Genomic DNA, 18,312 nt, shown 5'->3' with positions numbered 1-18,312 from the left:
GAAAAAGCTGTGTTGCCGGTCACCTTAGGGGGACAAGGTTCTGAGCAGCCAAAACAGGGGCAGTAGAGCCAGTAGGCCGCGATCCAGCCGCCGCAGTTGTAGGCGGTGCCAGCGCAGGGGATGGTCTGGGCCGGTCAGCCCACGGGCCTGCATTGCCATAGCCGTCTGTTCGGCACGCAGGAGCAAGTTTTCAAAAAAGCGCTCCACCAAGGCCAGCAGGGTTTGCATCCCGCCCCGGAAACTCAGGGATCCCCAGCGCACATCCCGAGTTCGCACCGCCCGCGCCAAGTTTTGCACCTCTTCCATCACCAAAGGCAGAAAGCGCAGCGCCAAGGTGAGGGTGAGAATTACTTCGGCAATCGGCCATCTCCAACGCTTGAGAGGCTGCAACCATTGGCCGATCCCCTCGGCAATTTCTTCGGGGGCCGTGGTCAACAGAAACAAATGGGTAGCGTAGAGCAACGTAAAAATGAGGGTGCCCAGCCGCAGCGCCACCGATAGAGAACGGCGGGAGACCTGAAAGGTTCGTCCCAATAGGGAAAACTGAACCAGGCGGTAGCGATAAGGAGTTTGCCAGGCACGGGTTTGCGCCCGCCAGGCACGGTCTGGGGATCCCTGTTCTACAGCCAAGTCGAAGTGCCCTGCACCGCTAACGGGAATCAGCCCATAGCCCACCACCTGCATATCCTGCCGTTGCGGCTGCGGGAAAACCCCCAACCCATCGGGGGCCAAGCTGGTGATCCCAAAGGTGAGCAGGCTCAGGGCCAGCACCAGGGAGAGTTGGCCTGACCAAACCCGGCGCGGCAGACGGGCCGCCACAGTTAGCAGCAGAAGAGCCACCACCACAGCCAAGCGCCAACCATTGCCGGCCAGAATGGGGCTGAGGAGAAAGCTAAGCAGCCAGGCCAGCTTGACTCGCGGATCCAGGCGATGTAGCCAGGTGCGAGGCTCTTCCAGATAAATCCCTAACGGGGCATTGCGCAGAATATCCACAACAGTTGAGAAGGAAGCAGGCTATACCCCCTGGTCGCGACAGCACTGCGGAGCAATAACGGCTGGCAGCAAGGGAGAGCTAGGGCCGTTCCACCAGACGGGTAGAGCCCGACTGGGCGGCGACCCATCCCCCCGGAGCCCCATCTCGCTCAATGCGCAGCCAGACGGGCACCTGTCCCTCCCCAGCCCGCACCTCCACCACCCGCAGCAGGGCTTGGCGTGGGGCTGTCCCGACAATGGCTCCCGTCAGGCTGGGTTGCTGGCGAATGTTGAGGCCATCGTTGGAGACCACCCGCACCTGTTGTACTCCTTGCCACTCCGCCAGAGGGCCGGTTAGCTCAGGCGGGGGAGTGAGTTCCGTCTGGCCGGGATTGTCGTTCGCGGAGGCGTCGCGTAGCGATATGTCAACCGGCGGCTGCTCAATTTGCACCTGGGGTTGCTCCAGCGGTGGTGCCGGCGGCGGCGTGAAGAGGCCCCGCAACATTTGCCAGATGACCAGCAGGGAGAGAATGCCCACACCGACCACCCCGGCCACTCGCGTCAGCGGTGCGAAGCCCACGGCGGGAAGGGCAGGACGCTTACGGAATCCCAAGCGGCTGCGGCGGTAACGTTCCACTTCCTGCATTCCGCTCACGCCAGCTCCCTCCCGCTGAGGGGAACGGTCTTGGGCGCGTTCGCGACAGCGGTGCGGAGCACTAGAACTCTCATCCGCAAGAGCAGAGACGCCTGCTTTGGGGGTGCTGCGGTAAGAGGGCAAATCCGAGAGGCGCGGGGGTTCTGGCACCCCCTGTTGCCAAGGGGCGGGTGGGCGGTACAATTCCTGGGTTGGCTCAGGACCCACCACGGCAGGCAAATGAGGTGGGGGATGGGGGGCTTGTTCGCGACAGCGGTGCGGAGCACTGGGAGAGAGCATCCCTGCCGGCGGGTCTTCGCGGCTGGGCATTTCGTCCAGGTAAGCTTGTACTTGGGGGTTGTCGAAGTAGGCTTGCAACGTCACTTGGGCGGCTTCCAGACTGCGGAACTCCGGGAACACCTCCTCCTGAAACCATTTTTCTGTGAAGCGGCACAGACCCGGCAGACGGTCGGGAGAACCGGCGGAGTGTTCTTCGATAAACTGCAAGGCCTCTACTTCTTGGGTGGAGCGCAGATGGGCGAGCGCGTCTTCGGTCTGCCCCAGCAACAGACTACAGATGGCCTGCTCCAGATGCACATCCTGCCGCTGCGCCAGACGAGCCAGGTAGCCGCGAGCACGCCGCACCAGAGCCGGGCGGTTTTCCAGATAACCTGCCGCCAGCAACACCTGCACGGCCAAGTAGGCGGCCACCATCGAGGGACGCTCAGCCTCCCGCTCGAACAACTCCTGCTGTTCTTTGAGGGTGAGGTGGCGACGTACCCGTTGGATAAAGCGCAGGAAATCTTCGGTGCTGAGGCCAGAGCCATCTTGCCCCATCCCCTCGATGCCGCCCCGTTCGTCCAGCATGGCTTTGAGGAGAGCCAGTCCCTGCTGCCGCTCCCCATTCGCATCAGCGGTGCGGAGCACAAGAGTCTCTCTTCCGGCTGGGGCGGGAGCATGGGCCTCGTGGCTGAGGAGTTGCAAAATGCGATAGGGGCGCAGCTTGCCCAAATCGATGCGGATCTCCGCTTGCATCTGCGGAAAGGCCTGGCACTCCTCCAGCTCCGCCAAGCCCGCCTGTAAAGAACGCGCCGCCTCTTCGTAGGATCCCTGTTGCCAGGCTTCTCGACCCAGTTCCAGACGAGCGATGGCCCGCGCCAAAATGGCATCGGAACGAGCAGGGTGGCCCTGCTCCAACAGGTGTTGAGCCAAGTCCAACGCAGCCTGGTACTCTCCGGCTTCGCAATACAAGCACAGCACTCCCGGTAGGTGCGCCTCCTCCACCGTCAAGGTGGGATCCGTTGGCATGAGGTGTTCGTCGTAGTTTCGCCGTGCCTCGGGGTTCAGCAGCACAGAAGCCGCCTCTTGGATCATCTGGGCGCGAGCTTCCACGGCCTGTGGCGAGAACCCCGACAGCCAGGAGCGCTCGCCCGGCTTGAGATCGATTCGCTCCCGGTATGCCTGCTCAATCTGATGCTCATCTGCCCGTGCCGACAGCATCAAAACCCGATAATAGTCGAGGGGCACCCGCACCGTCATGGTTTTTGTCCGCGCTCTCCTGTTCGTGCCAGCGGGACGGAGTCCTTGGACAACTTACCCGCATCGACTTAACTGTAGTCCTTTTCGTGGGTAAAAGGGATCCCCCCTCGGGAATCGCTGCTCCGCCCCTACCAGTTCCAGCTACCCGGCTCTCCTTTGAAAGGGCCTACGACCTTTGAGGTGATCCAACCGCCGTAGAAATCTCCGGGTTGAGGCCGGACTCGTTCTCCACCTACCCGGCACTCCTGCACACGGCCTGGATAAAAGGCAAGGTAGTCGCGGATGGGCAAAAACGCCGGGCTGGGATCCGGATAGCTCCAGGCGGCATCTACGGCTGTTTGGGATCCGACCTGAACTGTCCAGTAGCAGGCAGCCCCTTTGAACTCACAGAAAGAGGTGCGAGAGCTGGGGCGGAGATACTGCAGTCGAACGTCGGTGGGGGGAATGTAGTAGGTGGGCGGGTGGCTGGTTTCCAGGACGCGGTAGCAACGGCGGCTTTGGGCAATGAGCTCGCCATTGAAGAGAACTTCCACCAGTTCTGTGGTGGGCTCCAGACGAGGTGGGCGCGGATAGTCCCAGACAGATTCTTGTCCTGGATGGGGAGAAATCGGTTGGGGAGACATGGGTCAATATCTTCAATATCTAAAGCAGACGGGTGGCCTCTACCAGTTTGGCGTACTGGATCAGCAGCAAAGACTGTTGCTCCGGCAAAGGCTGAATAACTCCCTGCTGCTGCAGACGGCTTAGCACCGCCGTGGCTGTCTCTCGGCTAACCTGGCTGAGATCGGCCAAATCCTGGGGGGGAGGGTAGACAATGCGCATCCCCTGGGCGGTCTTCTCGCCAAAAGCTTCCGCCAGTTGCACCAGTGTATGCACCACCCGCACCGGGGGGCTCTGCTGGTCGAGATCCGCCTGCAAGTTGGCCAGGCGCAGGCGACGGGAGAGGCTGCAGGCCAGTTGGTAGCACAGTTGCGGCTCCTGCAGCATCAGTGCTTTGAAGGTTGCCGCCGGGATCCCGGCCACCCGCAGCGGGGTTAGGGCCAGCACATCTCGGGAGCGGGGAGCTTCGTCCAGTACCGCCATTTCCCCCACCCAAGCGCCCGGCCCCAGCAAGGCAAGGGTTTTGGTGCTGTCTTGCGCCCGCAAAGCCCGCCGCACCTTAGCCCAACCGGCGAGGATCAGATAAACTACGCTGCCCCAGGCATCTTGCATGAAGAGGGCCTGTCCCGCCGGGATATCCCGCAGCTTGACCTGGGATCCCAACCATTGCAAGGACGTCGCCGAAAGTTCGGCCAACATTGGCACCGCCTTGAGCTCGGAGAGAAGGGCAACAGGAGCATCGGAAGCCATGGCGGGTCGGACGTTTCACCATACCGCAAGCCCACTGTAGCCCAGTTACCAACTCAAGAGCTATCCTGCAATCCACCACCCCGCCATGTGCGCCAAGATCTAGTGAGGAGGTGGTCTTGCTGTGGAGTCTTGCCGGTATGGCCCTCAGAGCCTCTAGAGCTACCCTGCGGTTGAGGGTGGGGGGAACCCAAACTCTGCCATTTCGTCTGGGCAACAGAGGTTCTGTCTGGGAGGGGATCCCTCCGCTGTTGCTGTTGTTACAACCTATGGATGCCTATGGATGCTGCCCTCAGCGACATCAGTGGCCAGCGCTGGTCCGTCTTGGTGAAGAACGTGCCTGTGCGGCCCGAAAAGCTCGCTGATGCGGATCTGGTGCTGATCTGTCAGCAGGGATCCCAGCCCCATCGGGAGGCTTTTGCCGAGCTGATGCGTCGCCATCAGGCCCATGTGGACAAGGTGCTCTACCATCTTGCTCCCGACTGGCACGACCGGCATGATTTGGCCCAGGAAGTTTGGATCCGGGCCTACCGCCACCTGAAACGCCTACAGGAGCCGGCAAAATTTCGCAGCTGGCTGGGGCGGATCGCCACCAACCTGTTTTACGACGAGCTGCGCAAGCGCAAACGACAGCAGCAGCCCCTTTCTCTGGATGCGCCGATTCAGATGCGGGATAGCGAGATGGAGTGGGAGCTGCCCAGCGAGAGCCCCAGTCCCCATGAGCACCTCGCCACCTGCGAGTTCTACGAGCGATTGCACCAAGCCGTCCGCGACTTGCCGCAGGCCTTTCGCCAGACAATCCTGCTGCGGGAAATTCAGGGAATGGCTTATGAGGAAATTGCCGAGATCACAGGGGTGTCTTTGGGCACTGTTAAGTCTCGCATTGCGCGCGCCCGCGCCCGCCTACAATCCACCCTAAAACCCTACCTTAATGGTGAATGACCATGGTTCGCGGCAACCCCAACCCCGACCCCAGGGATCCCCAGCAAGAGCTGCCGGTGGTGGATGAGCGCTTTGAACAGTTGAGCGCCTACCTGGACGGGGAATTGTCGTCCCAGGAAGCGCGGCAGGTGGAAGATTGGCTGGCCAGCGATCCCCAAGCGCGGCAACTGTACAGCCAACTGGCAGCTCTGCAGGCCGGTTTGGCCAATCTCAAGGCCCCAACCTTGAACTCCACCCAGACGGAGCTGTTGATCAGCCGTGTGTTCGCTGAGCTGGATCGGCGGCCAATGCTCGACCTGGGCTGGCGGCGACGCAAGGGCACCCCTTGGGGACGGGTGGCAGCGGCTGTAGTGGCCTTGGCAGGGGCGGGCTGGGTGGGATGGCGTTGGTCTCATCCCCAGCCTTTGGTATCGCTGGAAGATCCGCCGGTGCGCGTGGCCATCGTGCCTGCCTCTGCTCGTGTTGCCCAACGCTATCTTTTCGAGCCGGGGCAAAAGCAAGATGCCTACTCGATTTTGTTTGAGACAATCCCCAACCGTGGATCTCGCCCCGCCAACGCGACCAGGGCCGAGGTGGGCTGGGAATGACCTGAGCAGGCTTGAGAAAGACTGAGGAGCGCAGGGTGGAAAAAGCAGTTCGCTGGGCTTGTGGGCTAGGAGTCTGCCTTTGGCTATGCAGTCTGGGATCCCTGTCGGCCCAGGCAGATCCCAGCGGTAGCCATCTGGCAACGCCGTCCGCGCCGGCGGGACGGAGTCCGAAGCAGTTGCACTCCTCTCCCAGTGGACAGGAGCCCGCCCCCCAACCCACGAACCTGCCTTCGCCCGGATCCCGTCTCACCCCTGCCCCCGATCAAAACCAATGGGCCCCTCCCAAGACGGAGCTATCGCCCTTTCCGGACTTCCCCCTTCTCAAGGAGTTGGATCCGCCCCCGCCAAGCTTGGCCGACCTGGGCATCCATTGGGATCGCTTGGCCCTGCTGCCGGATCCCGAGCTGGCAGAGGAAATGGATGTGGAGTTCAGCCGCCGTCTAGCCCGCCTAAACCGGCAAATTGCCAACCAACAAGAGCGCCTCTACCGCCTTTTGCAAACCTGGGACTCCGACGAGGCCGATATCCGCCAAATTCAGGCCCAACTGAGCCAGTTGCGGACAGAACGGGATCGCCTAGCTCTGGAACACCTGTTGATGCTGCGGCAGTTGCAAGAGAACTTCGCCCTACCTCTACCCGACCGCTCGGCTGCCAGCTCTCCCTGAGGAGTCCTTGGGTTCGGGTTATGATTGAGCAAGGGCAGACGCAACCCCCAACGGAGCTGAGCGATGGCCAAAGTGCCCAGCAACCCAGACATTGAGCAATTAGCTGCTGCCATTGGTAAAGAAGTTTACATCGATGTGGCCCGCTGGCATCTTTACCTGCGCGATGCCCACCTGCATACCCTTTTGGCGGAGCGACTGGCACCCCAGGTGATGGCAGGCAAGGTGGATGAGGACGCCGTCACAGAGATCTTGCAAGGGATCCCGGTGAAAGTGGGGGGTGGGCGCAAAGAATTGCCCCTGGCCGATCTCCTGCCGATGCAAAGCCTGCTTAACCTGCTGGACGTGCTGGAGGAGTTCAGCCGCAAATGGGCCCAATAGAGACCAATAGAGAAAGGTAGAGCGGTGCATCATCAGTCTAAACCTATGCGGCCTGGCCCCTGGCTCAAGCTCGGCAGCCTTATTCCGCTGCTCTGGCTGTTGTCGGCCTGTCAGGGAACCGAGTGGGGAGAACGGCTGGAGCGCGCTGTACGCCCAGTAGGTCTGCCCACAGCCCAACCTGAGCTGCCGGCATCTCCCTCGCCTCAACCTTTGCCGGGATCCATCCCACCCTCTATCTCGATCCCCACTGCTCCCGCCCCCTCTTCACCTCTGCCCAGCCAGGACAGCAGCCGCTTTGCAGACCTGGAGCCGGGATCTCTGGTGGCCCGTTCGGTGGGATACCTGGATCGGTTGGGAGTTTTTGCCGATATCTCCAGCAGCGAATTTCAGCCGCAGCGCAGCGTTCGTCGCGGAGAATTTGCCCGTTGGCTGGTGTTGGCCAACAACGCCATCCACGCCGATGAGCCCAGCCGGCAAATCCGCCTGGGATCCCCCTCGGAACGCCCCCTCTTTTTGGATGTGCCGGAAGAGGATCCCAACTTTCGCTACATTCAAGCCCTGGGAGCTGCCGGCATAATTGCCGGAGATGCCAATCGAGAGTTTCGCCCCAACAGCCTGCTGTCGCGGGCAGAGTTGATCCGCATGAAGGTGCCTCTGGACTTACCTCCCGGCCAGATCAAGGGATCCCGAGCAGAGCTGGAAGAGCGCTGGGGGTTTACCGATGCGGCGCAAATTCCTCCTGAGGTTGTTCCTGCTCTGGTAGCGGATCGCAGTCTGGAGAATGCCTCCACCGTGCTGCGCACCTTTGGCCCCATCCGCACCTTCAACCCCTTCGAGCCGGTCAGCCGCGGGGAAGCTGCCATTGCCTTATCGGCTTTTGGGGAACGAACAGCCCAAGACGCCCTACCCCAGCCGCCAGCCCTGCCAGACCCAACCCCTGAGCCTCAGCCTTCTCCCCCTGCCGCAGAACCGGAGCAGACGGCTTCTCCCGAGCCGGATCCCAACCCTGCCTCTCCCTCGAATGCCGTTGATGAGCCCTCTGCGCCGGCCCGCCCCCGTTCCTCGGAAGTTGCCCCAGGGGAGGGCAGGATCGTTACCCCACGCCAAACCCAACCCTGAGGTGAGAGGGATCCCATTGGCGTATGCTGTTGGGCTCTGTCAGCAGATAGAACGCCTCAGAACCCCAGCAGGGATCCCTGCTACGGCTCTTACAAGGAGCAAAAGGAGCCATAACAATAAAAACTATCCCTAACTCCCTTCGGGAGAGGGGCTGTACAGCGCAGAGGACTTCCGCCCCCATTCCCCAGGCGGCTCTAGCTCTTGCCAGTCCCCTGAGCGCCCCTCTGCTGGGGAAAACCCTTGCCGCCCATAGCCTATAGAATGGGGGAAGCCAGCCTTGGAAAACCTGCAGGGATCCCAACTGTGTCCGCCATTGTTCCTGAAATCCGTTCTGCCGATCTGCTGCGCTACACCGTGATTGGGTCGCGGCGGCCCAGCGTGTACTTTTGGGCGGTGGCGCTGACGGGGGGAGGGCTGGGCTTTACCTTGGCCGGCCTTTCCAGCTATCTCCACCGCAATTTGCTCCCCTTTTCCGACCCCGCCAGCCTGGTGTTCATTCCCCAGGGCATTGCCATGCTCTTCTACGGCGTGCTCGGCTTCCTGGCAGGGTTGTACCAATGGCTGAGCCTGTACTGGAACTTGGGAGGCGGCTACAACGAGTTCGACCGGCGCACGCAAAAGATAACGCTGGTGCGCCAGGGCTTTCCGGGCAAAAACCGTGAAGTCCGCCTGGAGTATGACTTTGCCGATGTGCAAAGCTTACGGGTGGAGCTGAGAGAGGGGCTTAACCCCCGCCGAGCCATTTACTTGCGGGTGAAAGGACGTGGTGACATCCCCCTCACCGGAGTGGGCCAGCCTCCCCCCCTGATGGAGATCGAAAACCAAGCAGCCGAGATCGCCCGCTTTCTCAACGTCAGCTTAGAGGGCATTTGATTCCCTGGGGCATCATGCGCTGTGATCGCACCCTGATGGCCGCGTGAGGGATGTGTGCCCTACTACGAATGGGTGACCAACTACATTGCTGTAATCGGTGGGCGCTAATGCGGAGGCCTTGAAGAGATCCCGGATCCCTTTGGGGTGGGGAGACCCTCTTCTGGATTAGAGTCCTTTCAAATTAGTTCAAATTAGATTGAGACTAGGTTGAGACGCTCCCCAGGTGTTTCGCGCTGCAGCCCTTCTTCCAGAGGGAGAAATGACCATATCTGCACAACTGAAGCGCGCGCTGCCGAGCGTCGCTTTTTAAAACCTCGGGATGGAGAGCATCTCAAAAACTAGCCTTCGCCAGCTTGAGAAGAGGAACCCAGGGATCCCTTGACTGCCACCTGAAGTCTTGCCGACTCTGGAAGGAAGGCTTGTGCGGCTGGGAACCCCAAGAACGGGCTTTGCTCCACTGCCTGGATGGAGAGGGTAAAGAGGGGATTGGAGAGGATCCCGGCAAAGATGGTAGCCACCAAAGTGAACACCAAGCCCACCCGCAGAGCCTGCATGCCTTCCGCCTGCCAGTTGGTCTCAGGGTAATTTTGCACTGAAACCGACATCTCTTGCGGCTCTTTCACCACGATGGTTTTCACCACCCGCACGTAGTAGTAGATGGAGATGACGCTGGTGACCAACCCCACCAACACTAGGGTATAGGCCCCTGCCTGCCAACCGGCCCAGAACAGGTACAACTTGCCGAAGAAGCCCGCCAGAGGGGGCAACCCACCCAACGAAAGCAGACAAATGCTCAAGCAAAGGGTGAGGAAGGGATCCTTTTGGTAGAGGCCGCTGTACTCGCTAATTTCATCGGTGCCGGTCTTCAGGCTGAACAGGGTGATGCACAAAAAGGCCCCCAAGTTCATGACCAAATAGACCATCAAGTAGAAGATCAAGCTGGCATAGCCGGCCTCAGTGCCCGCCACCAAGCCGATCAAAACAAAGCCCGCCTGTCCAATGGAAGAATAGGCCAGCAGCCGTTTGAGGCGGGTTTGGGCAATGGCCACCACATTCCCCAGCACCATGGTCAAAATGGCCAGCACCGAGAGCACCGCCCGCCACTCTTCCGTCATGGCCGGAAATACGGTGGCCAGAAAGCGCACCGCCAAGGCAAAGCCTGCTGCTTTGGATCCCACTGACAAAAAGGCCACCACCGGCGTTGGGGATCCCTCGTAGACATCAGGAGTCCACTGGTGGAAGGGCACCGCCGCCAACTTAAACCCGATACCACCAATGCAGAGGACCAAAGCGATGATCCCTGCCAAACCGGCATCCCCCATGGATGAGGCGATGGCTTCCAGCTTCGTTTGCCCACCCGAAAGGCCGTAGAGCAGCGACATGCCGTAGAGAAAAATGGCTGTGCTGCTGGCCCCGATCAAGAGATATTTCAGGGCTGCCTCCGAAGAACGGGGATCCCGCTTGGTATAGCCGGCCATCAAGTAGCTGGCGATGCCCAGGGTTTCCAGAGATACAAACACTAGGATCAAGTCCGTCGCCCCGGAGAGGAACATGCCCCCCAAGGTGGCCGTGAGCAGCAACACATAAAACTCGCCTGTGGGCGCTCCGGACTGAGAGATGTAGCGCTCCGCCATCATCACGGTCAGTACCGCCGTCCCCACCACCAGGCCACGGAAGAGAATGCTGATGGGATCCGCTGCAAAGCTGCCCAAGAAGCTCTCCAACTGGGGCTGCTGCCACTGCAACACCAAGGTCACCAAAGCCCCAATCAAGCCAAAGATGGAGAGGGCCGGAAGACTTTTGCGTGCCGCCGACCCGCCGATTAAATCCACCACCAAGACGAGCAAGAGGGTGAGGGTAACCACCACTTCCGGCCAAATGGCACCGGCATACAGGTTTCCGGTTGGGGCAAAGACATCCATAGGGGAAGACATGAAGACAGATGAAGGGGATCCACAGCCAGCATACCGCGATTTCTGGTCTCTCTCCCCGCTTCCGGCATCTCTTCTCCCAATCGTCTCCATCAGCGCTCTCAATCTACAGGCTCAGTAGAGCTTGGCGCTGGAGGTGAGCACCAACTTCAGGCGGGCGTGGATCAGATCCAAGTCCGCCAGCCCCAGGTCGATCTCCCCATCGATGACGATGCCGGTGTGGATCAGGCGATCCAAGAGTTCCAGCAGGGATCCCTCGCGGTGGGGTTGTCCGGGGTAGTAGTCCCCCTGGCGGGGCAGGAGGGTGCCCAGATCTCCGAGATCCAGGTTTAAATCCGCCGGGTCAATCTCCAACAGGCTGCAGATGTGTCGAATTTGCTCCCGCAGGGCCTGTAGGCTGCTGCCGGCCCGCTCAATCTGCTCTGCAGAAAGGCGCTCAGCCTCCATTTGCCGCACCACCTGCGCCTCCATCAACTGCCGCAACAGCTCCACCAAGGTCAGCACCAGAGAGGCCAAACCGGCTTCCGGGCGTTTCCGGCCAGGGGTGGGCCGAGCCTGGCTCAAGTCTTCCCAGCTGGCGGGACTGATAGAAAAGCGCGGCGGGGGAGAAGGGGCAATCCAACGGTCAAAGGGCTGGCAAAGCTGTTCCAGGCTGAGCAAATGGAGACGGGGATCCCGCGCGACTTCTTCCCTTTCCTCTGGTAGGTTGTAGCCCCAGTCGGCCAAAAACAAGAGAACCTGCTCCAGCTCCGGCACCCTCTGCACCTGGCGCAGCGTTTGCAGGCGATCCTCCACAAACCACAGCTCCTCAGCCGGCAGTTGGGCGGCAGCCAGTAGCCGCTGTAAAGTGGTGGCCTTGGGGGCGCGCACCTCCTTGCCCAGAATGCGGTGGCGTGGCAGTTGGATCCCTGCTCGACCCAAGAGCTGCTGGATGAACCGTCCCTCTTTGGTGCTGAGGATGGCCAAGCGCGGCTCCCCTGCAGCCTGAACCTGGCGTAGCCAAGCCGCCACCCCCGGATAAAAGCGGTGTAGCCCCAGCCACCCCTGCAGATCCTCTTCAATCCAACGATCCCGCACCCGATCCAACGCTTGGATTAGAGAGAGGGCAGGGATCCCTGACTGCTGCAACAACTGCTGACGCCAGCCCGGCCAGTCTTGGCGCAAGTCCTCCTCCCGGATCCCTTCCTGTAGCCCCCACAACAACAGAGGCATCTCCCAGCCGGTCTCGATCAGCGGGCGCAGACGGTCAAAAGCAGGACGCAGCGGCTCTAGCTGAGCAGGAGCCAAGCCCCACACCTGAGCACAAACGCGGCAGGAAGAGGCAAAATACTCCGCCCGCCCATCGCAGAGCACACCATCAAAATCCAGAACCAGAATGCGGGGGGACATTCGCCGGGGCCTAGCGAACTCCATACCTGAGTCCCCCTGAGGGCAAGTTGCAAAAATGGGGCCAGAGGCCAAGTTAATTTAACCAAACTGTTCCACCCGATTGGCCCAACCTAATTGGATTCCAAGATGCGAACCGACTTGATCTCCACCGGTTTCAGGGGGCGATCCTGAGGGCCGGTGGGCGCAGTTGCAATTTTATCCAACACATCCTCTCCCTCGATCAATTGCCCAAAGATCGTGTAGTTGGGCGGCAGCGGGTAGTCGGCATGCATGATGAAGAACTGGCTGCCGTTGGTGTTGGGGCCAGCATTGGCCATCGCCAAAGTGCCGCGGCTGTAGGGACGTTGCACCGGCTCATCGGGAAAGCGGTACCCCGGCCCACCCCGCCCTGTACCCGTGGGATCCCCACCTTGGATCATGAAGCCCCGAATCACGCGGTGAAAGATGATGCCATCGTAAAAGTGATCGTTGGCCAGAAAGACGAAATTGTTCACGGCCAGGGGAGCTTCCTGAGGAAACAGCTCCAGAACCATTGTGCCGGCGGTGGTCTCCATCGTGGCCGTGTAGGACTTGGCCGGGTCGATCACCATCGGGGGGGGATTGTTGTAGGTTTTCACGGGTTTGCCCAAGTGTTGTGCCAGGAGCAAATCGCGAGAAGAATGCAGGCGGGCCAAAACAGGGAGAGCACTCAACCCCACCCAAAGCACCACCATCAGCACAGCTAACTTCACCAGGCTGGCCAACTTAGATCGCGCACGCACAATTCTTGCAGGAAAGCTCCATCCCCATCGTACCAGGATTCTGTCCGAGCTTAATCTTCCCCGGACTTGGATGGAGACTTGGCTCGCCGCACCAGCCAATAACTTACCGAGAGGGCCAACGTCGCTGCCCCCAAGCCAATGAGCTCCAACCCCCCCAGCTTCTCGAAATCGAAAATGATGATCTTGCGGGCCACCGCGATCAAAGAGGTGACGATTACCAACTCCACCTGTACCACTTGCTTTTGCAAGTAGGCGGTGATGTTCTCTAGAATTTCCAGCGCAATCAAAATATTTAAAAAGAGGCCGAAGATCTCGATTAAAGTGGTGGAGAAAAACCCAGTTGGCTCGGTCAACAAATCTGCCACCAAGAACCGGGCCAAGTCCACCACTGCTACTACGATTAGCCCGATCATCAAAATTGACAGTAGCTTCGAGATCAGGCTTTCCAGGCGGGTGATGGCCCGCAAAAAGGGATCCTCCTCTTCTGTCTCGTGGGGATTGTGCAACAGCCACTTGAGAAACCGCATCGCCAACCCCGACAGATCCAAACCCTTATGTCCTGATCCTGAGACAACATTATCCGTCCCAACCGTCTTGCCGGGAAGCAGGCAGGGATCCCTTGGGGCGATGATTGCGACACCGCTCAGAACAGTATTTCACCTCCGACCAACAGTCGGCCCACTTTTTGCGCCAGGTGAAGGGTCGCTGACAGGTGAGACAAATCTTGCTGGGCAAATCCGATTTCTTCCGTTGGCGTGGCATGGTGCACTGCAAAACAAGGTCAACTCTGTAGTCAGTTTAACAATCCTACCGGATGCTGACCGTTACCATCACGGGGGTGCTTGGCCTGCGCCCCACCTTAGCAAAAGCTAAATTCTGAACCTTCTGAGAAGAGAAACCGAGTAGCCTCTTGAAATCCGGCGAGATCTCTGCCCTGTGTCTGCAGGGAGCTGGGTTTGCTGAAGGGTCAACCGGTTCTGTCCTGTATCCAAGCAAAGTTTCCAACATCCGCTTGTGGATGTGAGTTTGTATGAAGTCTCAACCGAATGGGATGGATGTAGCTGTTCAGAATTGTCCCCCCCCACCGAAACGGGTTGAGGTACGGCTCAGCAAACCCGGCAGCCGGGCAACTCAAGCCTCGCTGTCGGAGGACTCAGTGGGCGTATTTTTGCGGGAAATGGCTCGCTACCCACTCCTCAATGCCGAGCAGGAAGTGAAATTGGGACGGCTGATTGCAGAGGGGGGAGCCGCCGGGGAACGGGCGAAACGGGAATTGGTTAGGGCCAACCTGCGCCTGGTGGTCTCGATTGCCAAAAAGTACTTAAATCGCGGTGTGCCGTTTCTGGATCTGATTCAAGAAGGCACCATCGGCCTGATCCGGGCCGCAGAAAAATTTGAGTACGAACGCGGCTACAAGTTTTCCACCTACGCCTACTGGTGGATTCCCCAAGGGATCACCCGCGCCGTTGCCAATCAGGGGCGCCTGGTGCGGATCCCGGTGCACATGGTAGAAAAGCTCAACCAGGTGAAGCGGATCCGGCGAGATCTGACCGAAGCCCTAAACCGTCGCCCCACCCAAGCAGAGATTGCCAAAGCTCTGGAGATTTCCCCCGACAAGCTGGACGCTCTCTTAACCCTCTTGGAAGCCGGTCGCCAAACTCTTTCGCTGCATACTCCGGTCGGCAAAGAGGAAGATACGGAGCTGATGCAGCTTATCGAGGCCGCCAACGGCCCCACTCCCGAATCGCAAATGGACTTGCACCTGCTGTCTGCCCAACTGGAAGAAATGCTGGAGCAGCTCAGCCCCCGAGAGCAAGAAATCCTCAAGCTCCGCTATGGGCTGAAAGATGGCCACCTGCACACTCTCTCCGAAATTGGTCAGCTCTTCGGCCTGTCTCGAGAGCGCGTCCGACAAATTCAAGCACGAGCCATGCGCAAACTGCGCCATCCACGCCGACAGGAAATTTTGGCAGATTGGATGACCTCGTTTTAGGCAGTAGGCCACGGCTGCTCCACAGGCGAAACCCAGGATTCCGCAGCAGTTTATGTTCAGCAAAGCTCTGCAGAACCAGGACCAGAGGCGTGCCCCCACTTTTGGACAAGGGATCTGTCAACTAGCCCATCTTCTGCAACTGCAGGGGGTGAGGCTGAGGGCGGCTGCGCAGGGCAGCTTCGATCAACCCCAAAAAGAGGGGGTGGGGGCGGTTGGGGCGGGAGCGAAACTCCGGATGGAACTGGGTGGCGATGAAAAAGGGGTGGCTGGGCAGCTCGATAATCTCCACCAAGCGGTTATCCGGCGAGACGCCGCTGATGATATAACCAGAGTCCAGAAAAAGGCTGCGGTAGGCATTGTTAAACTCATAGCGATGGCGGTGCCGCTCGTAGATGATGGCCTCACCGTAGAGCTTGGCCGCTAGGGTATTGGGCATGATGCGACAGGGATAGAGGCCCAGCCGCAGGGTTCCTCCCAGATCTTCCACATCTTTCTGCTCCGGCAGCAGGCTGATGACAGGGTGGGGGGTATCGGGATCAAACTCGTAGCTGTTGGCCCGCTCCAGATGGGCAATGTGACATCCCCAGTCGATCACCGCGCATTGCATGCCCAGACACAGCCCTAGGAAGGGAATGCCTTGCTCGCGCACGTAGCGGATGGTAGCCACTTTGCCCTCGATGCCGCGATTGCCAAACCCCCCTGGCACCACCACTCCATCCACGCCGGAAAGCAATGCCTCTGGTCCCCGCTCTTCGATCTCCTCAGAAGAGATCCAGCGCAGGGTGACGCCGGCATTGAGGGCCAACCCGGCATGGCGCAGGGCCTCGGCCACGGAAAGATAGGCATCCGTAAGGCGCACGTATTTGCCGACAATGGCAATCTCCACCTGCTCTTGGGGGTGGTGCAGCCGCTGCACCAGGAGCTCCCACTCCCGTAGATCTGGCTGCTGCGGATCCAGGTTGAGGATCTCCAAAACCCGCTGCGCCAACCCCTCCTGCTCGAGCACCAGAGGCACGTCGTAGATGCTGGGGGCATCCTGCGCCTGAATCACACATTCCACCGGCACATCGCAAAACTCGGAGATCTTCTCCTTGATCCCGCGGGGCAATGGCTGTTCGCAGCGGCACACCAACACGTCCGGCTGGATACCAATAGAGCGCAGCTCCTTGACCGAGTGCTGGGTGGGCTTGGTTTTCATCTCCCCTGCCGCTTTGATCAGGGGCACCAGGGTGACATGCACATAGGCGACATTGGCGCGGCCCACGTCCTTGCGAAATTGGCGGATGGCCTCCAAAAAGGGCAAAGACTCGATATCTCCCACCGTGCCCCCCACCTCCACCAGCACCACATCGGGGTTGGTCTCGCGGGCCACTCGCCGGATCCGCTCTTTGATCTCTTGGGTAACATGGGGGATCACCTGCACCGTGCTGCCCTGGTAATCGCCGCGCCGCTCTTTGTGGATCACGGCCTGGTAGATGGAGCCGGTGGTGACGTTGTTGAGCTTAGACATGTTGGTGTCGGTGAAGCGCTCGTAGTGGCCCAAGTCCAGGTCGGTCTCGGCGCCGTCGTCGGTGACGAACACTTCTCCATGCTGGTAGGGACTCATGGTGCCGGGATCCACATTGATGTAGGGATCCAGCTTCAAAATCGACACCGTGTAGTTGCGGGATTTGAGGAGGCGACCCAAGCTGGCCGCTACAATGCCTTTGCCGATGCTGGAGACCACTCCACCGGTGACGAAGACAAACTTGGTCATACCCCGGATCCCTCGCCCTTTTCTGATTATGCCAAGGATGGCAGGGATCCCAGGCTGCCGTCAGCGGCGGGAGCGGATGGGGCCATTGTAGAGGATGGTGGTTTGAAAGGTGCGCCTGTCTACCCGCACCTGGGTTTCGATGCTGGGCTGGACGAAGCCGGGCTCTCCCCCCCGGAAGGTGAAGATCCAGGCGTCTTCAAACTCTTCAAACGGCGAGTCAATGGCTGCCCCGTGCATGGAAGCTTCGGCGCGATAGCGCTGCAGGCCCCCATTGGCGATCTCGGCAGCTTGGCGGGCCAGGTTTTTGGCGCGGTTGAGATCGCGGAAGTAGCGGCTGATCTCCTCAAAACTCCCCCTGGGCAGCGGTCGCTGGGGAGCAGGGGTTGCCGGCACAGGCCGGGGATCCGGCACAATGGGCAGGGTGGGAATGTCCGGGCTGGGGGGCAAGGGTTCGACGGGGATGGGAGTTCCAGAGGGGAAAAGAGGGGTGATCACCTGCGCTTGGGCAGCCCTTCCAGCCAGAAGGGATCCCCACAGGAGAGCCATACCGACGGAGCTGACAGTAGAGACAAGAAAAGTGGGCTTCATGGAGCCATTCCTCGCAAAAGTTCTGGGTTGAGAGACGCTGCAGCTCTTGAATGGGATCCTATCGATTCAGTTCCTTACAACAGCAGAGTCAAAAGCCTCTCCTCTCCTTCCAACCCCGGTCACAGGCTTGGGTCGTTCACGCAACCTCGGCTGCTGTCAGCAATGTCTGCTAGATTTTTGGAGAGGATCCCTGGCCACAGTGGGAGGATCGGGGTTCAGCAGGAGCAGCCATGGAGTTCGTCACCCTCGCAGATGCAGGGCTAAGGTTGAGCCGGGTGGGCCTGGGCACTTGGGCGATGGGCGGCGGCTGGTGGGGCCCTTCCGACCGCCAGGAATCTTACACCACGATTCGCAAAGCCATTGATTTGGGCATAACCACCTTCGACACCGCTCCCATCTACGGACTGGGTGTTTCGGAGGAAGTGCTGGGGCAAGCGATCAAAGACTCAGGTTGCCGCGATCGGGTGGTTCTCGCCACCAAAGCGGGACTGGAGTGGACAAACAACAAAGTGGTGCGCAACTCCAGCCTGCCTCGCTTGGCCCAAGAACTGGAGGATTCTCTGCGCCGCTTGCAAACAGATGTGATCGATCTCTACCAAATTCATTGGCCGGATCCCTTGGAACCGATCGAAGAAACGGCGGCGTTTCTGGGGCAGTTGCTGCAGCAGGGCAAGATCCGCGCCATTGGGGTCAGCAACTTTTCCCCAGAACAACTGGATCGGTTTCGCCGGGTGGCTCCTCTGCACACCGCCCAGCCCCCCTACAACCTGTTCGAGCGGCAGATTGAAGCAGAGGTCTTGCCCTACTGTCGAGAGCATGACTCTAGTCAATAATAAGC

Annotated in this window: 19 protein-coding genes; 8 read left to right on the top strand and 11 right to left on the bottom strand. The window is 60.0% G+C overall.

The annotated features are described in order from the left end of the window. Positions 1 to 24 precede the first annotated feature (24 nt). The 4 genes from NW818_RS06745 to NW818_RS06730 all read right to left on the bottom strand — a co-directional run bounded on the left by NW818_RS06745 (position 25) and on the right by NW818_RS06730 (position 4,495). The gene (locus NW818_RS06745; RefSeq protein WP_414424140.1) at positions 25 to 993 is read right to left on the bottom strand and encodes an energy-coupling factor transporter transmembrane component T family protein; all 969 of its coding nucleotides are present in this window, start codon (positions 991 to 993) and stop codon (positions 25 to 27) included. Positions 994 to 1,072: 79 nt separating this feature from the next. After that, entirely contained in the window at positions 1,073 to 3,145 is a 2,073-nt protein-coding gene (locus NW818_RS06740; RefSeq protein ID WP_414424139.1) for an SH3 domain-containing protein, read from the bottom strand. A gap of 128 nt (positions 3,146 to 3,273) precedes the next feature. Further along, positions 3,274 to 3,768: a DUF427 domain-containing protein gene (locus tag NW818_RS06735; protein ID WP_011433071.1), complete on the bottom strand. Its 495-nt coding sequence runs from the start codon at positions 3,766 to 3,768 to the stop codon at positions 3,274 to 3,276. 19 nt (positions 3,769 to 3,787) lie between these two features. Beyond that, entirely contained in the window at positions 3,788 to 4,495 is a 708-nt protein-coding gene (locus NW818_RS06730; RefSeq protein WP_414424138.1) for a Crp/Fnr family transcriptional regulator, read from the bottom strand. A 276-nt stretch (positions 4,496 to 4,771) separates the two neighbouring features. Here NW818_RS06730 and NW818_RS06725 point away from each other — a divergent pair, with 276 nt between their 5' ends. The 6 genes from NW818_RS06725 (at position 4,772) to NW818_RS06700 (ending at position 9,056) form a co-directional block, all read left to right on the top strand. Then, positions 4,772 to 5,434 (top strand): sigma-70 family RNA polymerase sigma factor, encoded by a 663-nt coding sequence (locus tag NW818_RS06725; protein ID WP_414424137.1) that lies wholly within the window; start codon positions 4,772 to 4,774, stop codon positions 5,432 to 5,434. A gap of 2 nt (positions 5,435 to 5,436) precedes the next feature. Continuing rightward, complete coding sequence (locus NW818_RS06720; protein ID WP_414343226.1) at positions 5,437 to 6,021, top strand: anti-sigma factor family protein; 585 nt, start codon at positions 5,437 to 5,439, stop codon at positions 6,019 to 6,021. A 35-nt stretch (positions 6,022 to 6,056) separates the two neighbouring features. Beyond that, positions 6,057 to 6,686: a hypothetical protein gene (locus tag NW818_RS06715; protein ID WP_414424136.1), complete on the top strand. Its 630-nt coding sequence runs from the start codon at positions 6,057 to 6,059 to the stop codon at positions 6,684 to 6,686. A gap of 63 nt (positions 6,687 to 6,749) precedes the next feature. After that, the gene (locus NW818_RS06710) at positions 6,750 to 7,064 is read left to right on the top strand and encodes a DUF3181 family protein (RefSeq protein ID WP_011433076.1); all 315 of its coding nucleotides are present in this window, start codon (positions 6,750 to 6,752) and stop codon (positions 7,062 to 7,064) included. Between the two features lie 45 nt (positions 7,065 to 7,109). After that, entirely contained in the window at positions 7,110 to 8,183 is a 1,074-nt protein-coding gene (locus NW818_RS06705; RefSeq protein ID WP_414424135.1) for an S-layer homology domain-containing protein, read from the top strand. 303 nt (positions 8,184 to 8,486) lie between these two features. Next, positions 8,487 to 9,056 (top strand): photosystem I assembly protein Ycf4, encoded by a 570-nt coding sequence (locus tag NW818_RS06700; RefSeq protein ID WP_414424134.1) that lies wholly within the window; start codon positions 8,487 to 8,489, stop codon positions 9,054 to 9,056. Positions 9,057 to 9,394: 338 nt separating this feature from the next. Here NW818_RS06700 and NW818_RS06695 read toward each other — a convergent pair whose 3' ends face one another. The 5 genes from NW818_RS06695 to NW818_RS06675 form a co-directional block, all read right to left on the bottom strand. Next, positions 9,395 to 10,978 carry an NAD(P)H-quinone oxidoreductase subunit N gene (locus tag NW818_RS06695; protein ID WP_414424145.1) on the bottom strand — a complete coding sequence of 528 codons (1,584 nt, stop codon included), beginning with the start codon at positions 10,976 to 10,978 and terminating at the stop codon, positions 9,395 to 9,397. A 123-nt stretch (positions 10,979 to 11,101) separates the two neighbouring features. Then, a complete protein-coding gene (gene gvpJ, locus NW818_RS06690) occupies positions 11,102 to 12,376 on the bottom strand; it encodes a gas vesicle protein GvpJ (RefSeq protein ID WP_414424133.1) in 1,275 nt (424 codons plus the stop codon). 110 nt (positions 12,377 to 12,486) lie between these two features. Continuing rightward, positions 12,487 to 12,966: a peptidylprolyl isomerase gene (locus tag NW818_RS06685; RefSeq protein ID WP_414419228.1), complete on the bottom strand. Its 480-nt coding sequence runs from the start codon at positions 12,964 to 12,966 to the stop codon at positions 12,487 to 12,489. Positions 12,967 to 13,187: 221 nt separating this feature from the next. Next, positions 13,188 to 13,664: a phosphate-starvation-inducible PsiE family protein gene (locus NW818_RS06680; RefSeq protein WP_414388089.1), complete on the bottom strand. Its 477-nt coding sequence runs from the start codon at positions 13,662 to 13,664 to the stop codon at positions 13,188 to 13,190. Between the two features lie 49 nt (positions 13,665 to 13,713). Then, complete coding sequence (locus NW818_RS06675; RefSeq protein WP_041437321.1) at positions 13,714 to 13,899, bottom strand: DUF2256 domain-containing protein; 186 nt, start codon at positions 13,897 to 13,899, stop codon at positions 13,714 to 13,716. A 268-nt stretch (positions 13,900 to 14,167) separates the two neighbouring features. On the opposite strand from NW818_RS06675, the gene NW818_RS06670 reads away from it, so the two are divergent. Then, positions 14,168 to 15,130 carry an RNA polymerase sigma factor RpoD/SigA gene (locus NW818_RS06670; protein WP_414424132.1) on the top strand — a complete coding sequence of 321 codons (963 nt, stop codon included), beginning with the start codon at positions 14,168 to 14,170 and terminating at the stop codon, positions 15,128 to 15,130. A 121-nt stretch (positions 15,131 to 15,251) separates the two neighbouring features. On the opposite strand, the gene NW818_RS06665 is transcribed toward NW818_RS06670, so the two are convergent. Both NW818_RS06665 and NW818_RS06660 read right to left on the bottom strand, forming a co-directional pair. Beyond that, entirely contained in the window at positions 15,252 to 16,886 is a 1,635-nt protein-coding gene (locus NW818_RS06665) for a CTP synthase (RefSeq protein WP_414424131.1), read from the bottom strand. A 60-nt stretch (positions 16,887 to 16,946) separates the two neighbouring features. Next, complete coding sequence (locus tag NW818_RS06660; protein ID WP_414343236.1) at positions 16,947 to 17,474, bottom strand: hypothetical protein; 528 nt, start codon at positions 17,472 to 17,474, stop codon at positions 16,947 to 16,949. 230 nt (positions 17,475 to 17,704) lie between these two features. Here NW818_RS06660 and NW818_RS06655 point away from each other — a divergent pair, with 230 nt between their 5' ends. After that, a complete protein-coding gene (locus tag NW818_RS06655) occupies positions 17,705 to 18,307 on the top strand; it encodes an aldo/keto reductase (RefSeq protein WP_414424130.1) in 603 nt (200 codons plus the stop codon). Positions 18,308 to 18,312 lie beyond the last annotated feature (5 nt).

Origin of the sequence: Synechococcus sp. R6-5 (genome assembly GCF_047461775.1) — a bacterium.
Classification (GTDB): Bacteria; Cyanobacteriota; Cyanobacteriia; order Thermostichales; family Thermostichaceae; genus Thermostichus.
Note: the sequence above shows the minus strand (reverse complement) of the source record. Positions and strands in the feature narration are given on the sequence as shown.